The sequence below is a fragment of the Bacillus sp. RB3 genome (genome assembly GCF_030164735.1).
In the GTDB taxonomy this organism is placed as follows: domain Bacteria; phylum Bacillota; class Bacilli; order Bacillales; family Bacillaceae_G; genus Bacillus_A; species Bacillus_A cereus.
Window position 1 is genome coordinate 68,725 of sequence record NZ_JASNGE010000022.1, and the last position, 8,508, is coordinate 77,232.

Consider the following 8,508-nt stretch of genomic DNA (forward strand, 5'->3'; position numbering starts at 1 on the left):
GGGAGATCTTTCTGAACGCTATGCTACGTGGCATTTTGTATGTCTATTTTTGTTTGTATATAGTAATGTACATTCTATTTATATTCGTCATTGATATGGTCCATATACCCTTAAGTGTAAGGAGCATTTTTGTAGTATTCATACCATTTGTTTTATTAGTCATGATTCAAAGGGCTATTTTATATGTTTCTAAAAATCGTAATGAAGAAAACAAGCAAATGTTGGGGGGTTTAATAGTAGCACTCATACCATTAATAGTGTGCACTGTACAACTAAGTGTAAATGAATATACATCAAAGTTTAATCAAAATAGATGGTTAAATCATGCAGATAAGCGGGTATATATGGTAGATGATCTATTACAAAAATATAAATTAATAGGGAAATCAAATGAAGAAATTATACAATTGTTAGGAGCTCCAACGGAAACGAGAAGTGGGGAAGAAGGAGTTACCACTTTGTATTATCTTGGGACTGAACGTGGCTTTATTCCAATAGATAGCGAACAGCTTGTTTTCCAATTTGATAGAGTTGGAAAAGTCATGGAATATACGGTGCATAAAGATTAAAGAAACGTAGAGGGAAGCTATATGTTATAGCTTCTTTTTTATTTTTCAATATGTCACGGAAGGGGGAGGAGGTTTTTGAGTGGAATAAGGAATGAAAGCGGAGGTGATGCATATATATAGATGCATTGGGTGATTATTAGTCCGATTGGTGAGGGGTAATAATTAATAAGTACGGACAAAAACCCCACTCATTAAAGTTTTACTTTATCATATTGTATAAATGAAAAGGAGGTAAGACGGTGAAAGCAATCCCGACTGATGTCCTGAGTAAAGAATTGATGGAAAGAGAAGGAGTTATATCTATTACAGTAAAGGAATTTGAAAAAATAGAAGTAGCTGGAGTAGTGGTCGCTGGTCCAGCGGTTATTTTGATTAATCAAGATTAAGTACATATTTTTGAAATAAAAAGCATCCGTCTAGGATGCTTTTTATTTGTATGTAAGGATAAATATGATGGATAATTGTGTTACTGGAGGGAAAGTCTGTGGCAATTATTATAACAATGTTAGTAATGGGTATTTTATTAGGATTTGTTGGAGCTGGAGGAGCTGGGTTTATTATCGCGATACTCACTTTAGTATTTCATATTCCTATTCATGTTGCTCTTGCAACATCTTTAACTGCAATGGCATTTACGACATTATCAGGTGTTGTCAGTCATTACCGTGAAGGCAATGTTGCATTTATTATAGGCGGGATTGTTGGAGGATTTGGCGCAATTGGCTCTTATATTGGTTCTAAATTTGGTTCACTTATACCAGCACATCTTCTTCATTGGTTTACAGCTGGGATGTTATTTTTATCGGCAATTTTTATGTTTATTAAATTAATTATGTTCCAAAACAAAGAACAGTCATCTTTATATAAGCATAAAGAGTTTTCCATGAACTACTTGTTGAAATGTATATGCCTTGGATTAGTTACTGGAATGATGGCTGGTTCATTTGGGATTGGTTCTGCACCGTTTATTCAGCTTGGATTAATGGTTCTATTGAGACTAACGATTCAGCAATCTGTAGGGACAACGATGCTTGTTATATTACCGATTGCAATTGGAGGTGGGCTAGGATATAGTTCGGAAGGATATTTAGATTATATATTGTTATTGCAAGTATTAATTGGGACCATGTTAGGGGCATATATTGGCGCGAAGTTTACAAATTATGCACCGCGAATGCTTTTGAGGTTTTCGATGATTATGACACCGGTTTTAGCTGGATGTATGCTATTGATGGAATAAGGTGAAATTATAATAAGTAGGGGGTTACTGCTTACAAATAGCGGGATAAAATTAATATAGCAAACTATTAATATATTTTACGAATGAATTATGTAGGTAATTCATATTTCCCATATAAAAGGATTTGTTTTAATATTATGAGTGTAAAGTTCGAGTATTCGAAGTACTACTTGAATTATATCCCTATCCCTTTTCTAAAAATGCGAACAAGTTTTGCCCTATTCTATTCAATAGTTAATTGTATAGAAATATATTGTTCGATGACCATTATGGAACGTACATAATGGGAAAATCCCGATCCTTAAAGAGGATGCCCCTAATCTTCATGTGAAAATATGATCGGATAAGAAAGCTGACCAATTGATGGTCAGCTTTCTTTTTGTTCAAAAACAATTTTTTCTTTAATTTCTGTTTGTAATAATACAGTTTTTCCGAAGCGACGTTTGCATTCCGCACGCACTTTTTCAATGGCTAGTAGCTGAGTAGTGGCGGGAACTGTGACAATAGCTTGGCGAGGCTTTCGATTTTCTTCACAAAAGACACATTCCACAACATAATTAGAAATCATATTTTCATCCTTCCAGTTTTAATTTCTAAGAAGGGATTGCCTATGAAGTTGATGTAATCTTTCGTCATTGTTTTATTTTTTTCCTCTTTTTTTCAAGGGGAAAATAAAAAAGAGGGCGAATTTTAGTAGGGGAGGGATGTTTATGGAGAGATGGATAGGTAGTGCAGCGGTATGTGTAAATGAAAAAAAGGAAGTTTTAATGGTACTGCAGGGCAAAGAGGGAGAAGAAAAAAGGTGGTCTGTCCCAAGTGGAGGACTTGAAAAGGGAGAGACACTAGAAGAATGTTGTATTAGGGAAGTTTGGGAAGAAACAGGTTACAATGTGGAAGTTGTAAATAAAATATATGAAAAAGAGGGTATTACATACGGTGTTCCAGTGTATGTCCATTATTATTTTGTTAAACAAATAGGCGGTAATATGAAAATCCAAGATCCTGATGAGTTAATACATGAAATTGCTTGGAAAGGGATACATGAAGTTGAACAATTGTGTTTAGCTTTTCCAGAGGATTATGAATTGCTGTGCCAATATATAGATAAAGAAGCAAGTATGTAAATACTTGCTTCTTTAATGTATCCAAGACAAGAAAAGCGGAACGATAACTAAACTAGCGCCTGCTGTTAAAAGCATAGATAAACTTGCAATTGTTCCTTCCACAGGACCGATTTCGAATGCTTTTGATGTACCGGTTCCATTTGCGCTTGTTCCTAACATAATACCTTTTGCGATTGCTGTTTTAATACGGCAAATACGTATGAGAGAAGGACCGAGCAATGCTCCTGTTAAGGCAGTTAAAACGACAAATACAGCAGTTAATTGTGACATGCCACCAATCATTTCTGAAATAGCCATTGCGATTGGTGTTGTTACGATATGTGGCGCTAAACTATGTTCTAGTGATGAATCAATTTGAAAATAATTTGCTAGTAGTGCTGAAGTAATGACTGATAAAAACGAACCGACAATGACATTAAGTAAGATAGCCATTCCATGTTTCTTTAATAAATCAAAGTATTTATAGATTGGCCATGCAAAAGCAACTGTTGCGGGTTTTAATAATTCAGTTAACCAATGACCACCAGATTCATATGTTTCATAAGGTGTATCTAATCCGAGCAATAAAGCAATTAAAATAATGGGACAGACGAGAAGAGGAGAAAGTAGACTCCAATTCCAGCGTTGATACATTTTTTTTGATAGCCAATATGTGAATAGTGTTAATAGTAAACAAAGAAATCCGATCATTGCGTTGATCCTTTCCGCTTTAGTAGCAATTCTGTTAAAAGTCCTGTAACTAAGGTAACGCAAAGAGTGCTAATCATAATAATTAAAATGAGATCGATTCCATATTGTGTTAGTGTATCTCTGTAACGTATGACAGCGACTGCAGAAGGGATGAAAAATAAAATAAGTTCTTTTAATAAAAAATCTGCTCCGTCCTGTATCCATTCTTTTTTAACTAGGTTAAATTTTAATGAAATTAATAATAAGAAAATACCGATTATACTTCCTGGAACTGGGAGGTGTGCCTGTTTTGCAATCCATTCACCTGTCCAAGCGAAACAAAATAGTAATAAAATTTGTCCGCTTAACTTCCACCATTTCATACAGTAACCACCTCTTTCTTTTGTTACATAAAAATTGTAAAAAAGAATTAACAATTTCTACTATACGTTCATTCAAAATATTTGTCTAATATATAAATTATATGTTATTAATATATAAGACATATTAATCGAAAGTGAAAAGGGTGTCCAAAAATGGAATTACGGCATTTGCAATATTTTGTTGTTGTGGCAGAAGAGTTACACTTTGGACGGGCGGCTGCTCGTTTACAAATGACACAACCACCACTTAGTCAACAAATACAGCAATTAGAAAAAGAAATGGGAGTTACATTATTTTCAAGAACGAAAAGAAAGGTTGAACTAACAGAAGCAGGAGAAATGTTTTTAAAAGAAGTAAAAAAGGCGTTTGAACAAATTGAAAAAGCAGTAGAAGTTGCACAAAGTGCACAAAGGGGAGAAGTAGGATCACTTTCAATTGGTTTTGTAGGTGCGGCGATATATGATATTTTACCATCAATTGTTAGGGAATATAGAAAGAAATTTCCGAGAGTGTCTGTTGCATTACATGAATTGTCAACACCAGATCAAGTTCATGCACTTCATGATAACCGTATCGATATTGGCTTTTTACGTCCACCAATTCCAACGCAATTATTAGAATTAGAGCCAATTCAAAGGTTATCTTGCACTTTGTGTTTACCAAAGGCACATCCACTTGCAGAGAAAGATGAAATACATATAGAAGATTTACGAGATGAGCCGTTTGTATTTATTACGAGACCAGTATGGCCAGCTTTGTATGATACAATTTTATCTCTTTGTAGAGAAGTTGGATTTAGTCCACGTATTGTACAAGAAGCAACAGAGTATCAAACAGTTATGGGGCTTGTAGCAGCAGGGATTGGAATTACAGTAATACCCGTGTCGGCAAATAAGTTATATAAAACAGAAGTTGTATATAAAGAGTTATATGATTCTAATTTCGTTGCAGAAATGTCAGTGGCTTACAAAAAAATGAATAGTAATCCAGAGCTGCTAGAGTTTTTAAAAATTGCAAGAGAGAAGAAAAGAATAGAAGTAGAAGATGAGTAATAGTAGTAACAGAAAATGGATTTGATTCAAATCCATAAAAGTACACCTTATTAAACAATAAAGCGGAAATGCAACTTAAGTTGCATTTCCGCTTTATTGTTCTTTTTTTAGCTCGATACTAAATAGATAAACGTGTTCATTTTCTTTTAAGAGTAAATCAATACCCTTTTCTTCGTCAATTGTAGGGACGCTTACAGTTTCTTTACTGGTTTGGATTACAGCAGCTAAAGTTGTTTTTTGATTGTATTTTAAATTTTTTATAGATTGGATTGTAGTAGTTGCAGAGCTATTTACGCTTGGTGGCGCTTCTTCAGGAACAAGTGTTGAACCACCTTCAATATTCAGATACCACTGCCTTTTTTCTTGTATATCTTTATCAAATTGGAAATGTGGTGGTAAAAAAGAAAGCTTTACTTTCTTTTTTGAAAAATGTGAGGTAGCTATATTAGCAATTTCTTTTGTTTTCTTACCATTGTTATAATAATCAATTGTAGCATTTATTTCATCTTTATCATTTTTAAGCGTAACGTTATAAAATATGCTATTTCCTTCTTGAAAAGGAGTCATTTGTAAAATAGAAGCTTGCTCTTTTGTTAATTTGTATGGCTCAACAATGGCAACTTCATTGTTTTTTATTTGGCTACAACTTGTGAGTAATAATAAACACAAGATTGATAGTAATTTTATACGCATGCAACCTCCTCCTTTTTACAATTATATTCTAAATGTGATTTTTTATCATTTCGTTTTCTAGGACTAAAGACTTAGAAGAAATTCCGATTGTAGTGCGATGTTTAAAATGTCATATTTTTATACACTAGTAGTATAGAATGCGTATGTAATAAGGTAGGGGAAGAATTTTATGTCTTTATGTCGGTTAGCGAGAAAAAATATTATAACATTTGCTACCAAAAGGATGAAGCAATTTATGTGGATTGCTATGAGTACTATGATTTTGTTTTTTATGATATCGTTACAATTTAATGAAGGAGCTATTTTGAAAGTAGGGAATGCATTTGTATTTCAAATGTACTTTTACACACTTTTTATTGTACTAATTTTCATATGTATTTTTACTACATATAAAATGATGTACTCCCTTTTGCATGTGAGGAGGGAGGAGTTTATATCTTATGTAGAAGAAAATATGAAAAGAAAAGAGGTACTATGTGTATTATGTCAGGAGCAATTATTCATTTATGGAGCAGCATTTGTTTTTGGATTAATTAATGGGATGCTATTTTTGAAATTATTCACGGTTATCTTTATGAAAGTCGCAGGGATACAAGGAATAAATAGTGCGCCAATTACAATATATGCAGTTGTAATTATTAGTGTAATTATGATGACTGTCGTTTTAATATCGATGATGCAATGTTATCGATTTGTTCGAAATTTAAAAGATGGAAATTCGTTGCGGTTTAAAGAAAGGGCATGAGAAATCATGCTTTTTTCTATTTTACACATAAAAATAATCATGTTACAGTGAAAAGACCTGACAAAGAATGGGAAGGAAAGGTTGTATAGAATGACAAATGAACAATCAATTGTAAAAGTCGATCGGTTAACGAAGCAAATCGGATCAAAGACACTTGTACAAAATATTAGTTTTGAAGTGAAAAAAGGCGAGGTTGTCGGTTTACTCGGACCAAACGGTGCTGGAAAAACGACTTTAATGAGAATGATGGTTGGTATGATCCGTATGACAGAAGGTGAAGTATGGATTGATGGTCAATCTGTGAAACAGCAATTCGAAAAAACAGCTGCGAAAATTGGAGCGGTAATTGAGACACCTGAATTTTATCCTTTTTTGAGCGGCTATGAAAATTTAACATATTTCGGACGAATGAATGGTAATGTGACCGAAGAACGCATCGATGAAGTAGTGAAATTGTTAGGGATGGGACAAGTAATTGATCGCAAAGTAAAAGCGTATTCACTCGGCATGAGACAACGTTTAGGAATCGCTCAGGCACTTATTCACGATCCAGACGTGTTGATACTAGATGAACCGACAAATGGATTAGACCCTAGTGGAATACATGAAATGAGAATGTACATAAAAAAAATTGCACATGAACAAGGAAAAGCTGTACTTGTATCAAGTCACTTACTTTCAGAAGTTGAATTAATGTGTGACAGAGTTATCATTATTCAGCACGGGGAATATGTGGCTACGCAAAATATTCAGCATAGCCAAAGCGAAGAGATGGAGACGATCCGTATACGTGTAGATGATGCGAATAAAGCAGCAGAAATATTAGGGCATGATGTTTTAGTAAAAGATAATGAATTACTTATTAATGTAAAAGATGAAGAAATCCCAAATGTTATTCGTACATTGCTTGAGAAAAATATTCAAGTGTATCGTGTATATGAAGAAAGAAAAACGTTAGAAGAGCAATTTTTAGAATTAACAGGGGGAAAAGATATTGTTTAATTTAGTATATAACGAACTGTATAAAATATTTAAGCGGAAGCGAACGATTATTCCATTTGCAGTTATTGCAGTATTAATAATCGGATTAGGATGGGTTACGGTAAAGTATTTTGAACCGGAAACAAAAGGATGGAAAGTAGATTATACAGAACGAACTGTAGAAATTGAGAAAAAGCTTGGCATGAAAAAAGAAGCTATTTTAGCAGAAAAATCAGGGGATGAGCTTGTAAAAGAATACCAGCTTAAGATGAAGCATTTAGATACGGATACAGCACCGGCAAGCAGTTCTCCACTTTCTTTCATGAGAGATACAGGTTTTATCGTATTTCCAATTTTGCTCCCATTTATCCTCGTGTATGCAAGTACAATTTTTGCGAATGAATATAGCTGGGGAACATATAAATTTTTAACGATACGACCAGCGAGTCGCTTTAAAATTTTAACAGCAAAATTTTTAGCAATTGTTATATTTGCAGCTTTATTATTTATATTTAATATGATCTTCTCCGCTTTATGTGGACTTGTTATTTATAAATTCCAACAGCCTGCATGGAGTGAGTTTATTTTCCAAGATGGAAATATAATAAAACAAAACATTTTTGTAGAAGCAAGTAAATATTATGTTTTATCGTGGTTACCAACGGTTGTGTACGCATCGTTTGCATTTATGATTTCTGTGTTAACGAGATCTAGTGGAGGTGCAATTGGTATTTCACTATTCCTTGCTTTATCAGGCAATATTGCGCTATTAGCAGCCACTAGATATAACTGGGCGAAATATTTATTGCCAGCAAACACAGATTTATATAGTATTTCAAAGAATGGAAGTTTTATTGATGGAGTAACATTCCCGTTTGCATCATGTATGTTGTTACTTTATTTGTTCGTATTTTTATGTATTTCATATACTGTGTTTTTAAAACGTGATTTAACTTAATAAGAAAAGCCGTTCAGGGTGCTGAAGTGACCCCCGAAAGTTAGACAGGTCGTTTCATTAGGCAGCCTCTAGGGTATGAGCCCGGTATTGTAC

Annotated in this window: 12 protein-coding genes; 8 read left to right on the plus strand and 4 right to left on the minus strand. The window is 33.8% G+C overall.

Annotated elements, in window-relative coordinates; translation table 11 throughout:
• Positions 1-20 precede the first annotated feature (20 nt).
• The 3 genes from QO049_RS22580 (at position 21) to QO049_RS22590 (ending at position 1,809) form a co-directional block, all read left to right on the plus strand.
• The gene (locus QO049_RS22580; RefSeq protein ID WP_284489504.1) at positions 21-569 is read left to right on the plus strand and encodes a hypothetical protein; all 549 of its coding nucleotides are present in this window, start codon (positions 21-23) and stop codon (positions 567-569) included.
• Between the two features lie 239 nt (positions 570-808).
• Positions 809-955: a BC1881 family protein gene (locus QO049_RS22585; protein ID WP_000644411.1), complete on the plus strand. Its 147-nt coding sequence runs from the start codon at positions 809-811 to the stop codon at positions 953-955.
• 98 nt (positions 956-1,053) lie between these two features.
• Entirely contained in the window at positions 1,054-1,809 is a 756-nt protein-coding gene (locus tag QO049_RS22590; RefSeq protein ID WP_000974654.1) for a sulfite exporter TauE/SafE family protein, read from the plus strand.
• Between the two features lie 367 nt (positions 1,810-2,176).
• Here QO049_RS22590 and QO049_RS22595 read toward each other — a convergent pair whose 3' ends face one another.
• A complete protein-coding gene (locus QO049_RS22595; RefSeq protein ID WP_000625225.1) occupies positions 2,177-2,377 on the minus strand; it encodes a DUF3903 domain-containing protein in 201 nt (66 codons plus the stop codon).
• 142 nt (positions 2,378-2,519) lie between these two features.
• Here QO049_RS22595 and QO049_RS22600 point away from each other — a divergent pair, with 142 nt between their 5' ends.
• The gene (locus tag QO049_RS22600) at positions 2,520-2,933 is read left to right on the plus strand and encodes an NUDIX hydrolase (protein WP_000442972.1); all 414 of its coding nucleotides are present in this window, start codon (positions 2,520-2,522) and stop codon (positions 2,931-2,933) included.
• A gap of 12 nt (positions 2,934-2,945) precedes the next feature.
• On the opposite strand, the gene QO049_RS22605 is transcribed toward QO049_RS22600, so the two are convergent.
• A complete protein-coding gene (locus QO049_RS22605) occupies positions 2,946-3,623 on the minus strand; it encodes an LrgB family protein (protein ID WP_000578965.1) in 678 nt (225 codons plus the stop codon).
• On the minus strand, positions 3,620-3,985 hold the full coding sequence (locus QO049_RS22610) for a CidA/LrgA family holin-like protein (RefSeq protein ID WP_000872365.1): 366 nt from the start codon (positions 3,983-3,985) through the stop codon (positions 3,620-3,622). The genes QO049_RS22605 and QO049_RS22610 overlap by 4 nt, the downstream gene beginning before the upstream one ends.
• 153 nt (positions 3,986-4,138) lie before the next feature.
• Here QO049_RS22610 and alsR point away from each other — a divergent pair, with 153 nt between their 5' ends.
• Positions 4,139-5,038 carry an acetoin biosynthesis transcriptional regulator AlsR gene (gene alsR / locus QO049_RS22615; protein ID WP_000423234.1) on the plus strand — a complete coding sequence of 300 codons (900 nt, stop codon included), beginning with the start codon at positions 4,139-4,141 and terminating at the stop codon, positions 5,036-5,038.
• Positions 5,039-5,131: 93 nt separating this feature from the next.
• Here the strand turns inward: alsR and QO049_RS22620 are convergent, their stop codons facing one another.
• The gene (locus QO049_RS22620; RefSeq protein ID WP_001220602.1) at positions 5,132-5,731 is read right to left on the minus strand and encodes a hypothetical protein; all 600 of its coding nucleotides are present in this window, start codon (positions 5,729-5,731) and stop codon (positions 5,132-5,134) included.
• Between the two features lie 169 nt (positions 5,732-5,900).
• Here QO049_RS22620 and QO049_RS22625 point away from each other — a divergent pair, with 169 nt between their 5' ends.
• The 3 genes from QO049_RS22625 (at position 5,901) to QO049_RS22635 (ending at position 8,415) form a co-directional block, all read left to right on the plus strand.
• Positions 5,901-6,476, plus strand: a complete 576-nt coding sequence (locus QO049_RS22625; RefSeq protein ID WP_000050601.1) for a hypothetical protein — start codon at positions 5,901-5,903, stop codon at positions 6,474-6,476.
• Between the two features lie 90 nt (positions 6,477-6,566).
• Complete coding sequence (locus QO049_RS22630) at positions 6,567-7,478, plus strand: ABC transporter ATP-binding protein (RefSeq protein WP_000180617.1); 912 nt, start codon at positions 6,567-6,569, stop codon at positions 7,476-7,478.
• The gene (locus tag QO049_RS22635; RefSeq protein WP_000482759.1) at positions 7,471-8,415 is read left to right on the plus strand and encodes an ABC transporter permease; all 945 of its coding nucleotides are present in this window, start codon (positions 7,471-7,473) and stop codon (positions 8,413-8,415) included. Before QO049_RS22630 ends, QO049_RS22635 begins: the two co-directional genes overlap by 8 nt.
• The last annotated feature ends 93 nt before the right edge of the window (positions 8,416-8,508 follow it).

What these genes read in the sequence shown, in the direction of transcription:
- QO049_RS22580 (WP_284489504.1), top strand. Translation starts at nt 21, where the DNA reads ATGCTACGTGGCATTTTGTATGTCTATTTTTGTTTGTATATAGTAATG.
- QO049_RS22595 (WP_000625225.1), bottom strand. Translation starts at nt 2,377, where the DNA reads ATGATTTCTAATTATGTTGTGGAATGTGTCTTTTGTGAAGAAAATCGA.
- QO049_RS22600 (WP_000442972.1), top strand. Translation starts at nt 2,520, where the DNA reads ATGGAGAGATGGATAGGTAGTGCAGCGGTATGTGTAAATGAAAAAAAG.
- QO049_RS22605 (WP_000578965.1), bottom strand. Translation starts at nt 3,623, where the DNA reads ATGATCGGATTTCTTTGTTTACTATTAACACTATTCACATATTGGCTA.
- QO049_RS22610 (WP_000872365.1), bottom strand. Translation starts at nt 3,985, where the DNA reads ATGAAATGGTGGAAGTTAAGCGGACAAATTTTATTACTATTTTGTTTC.
- alsR (WP_000423234.1), top strand. Translation starts at nt 4,139, where the DNA reads ATGGAATTACGGCATTTGCAATATTTTGTTGTTGTGGCAGAAGAGTTA.
- QO049_RS22620 (WP_001220602.1), bottom strand. Translation starts at nt 5,731, where the DNA reads ATGCGTATAAAATTACTATCAATCTTGTGTTTATTATTACTCACAAGT.
- QO049_RS22625 (WP_000050601.1), top strand. Translation starts at nt 5,901, where the DNA reads ATGTCTTTATGTCGGTTAGCGAGAAAAAATATTATAACATTTGCTACC.
- QO049_RS22630 (WP_000180617.1), top strand. Translation starts at nt 6,567, where the DNA reads ATGACAAATGAACAATCAATTGTAAAAGTCGATCGGTTAACGAAGCAA.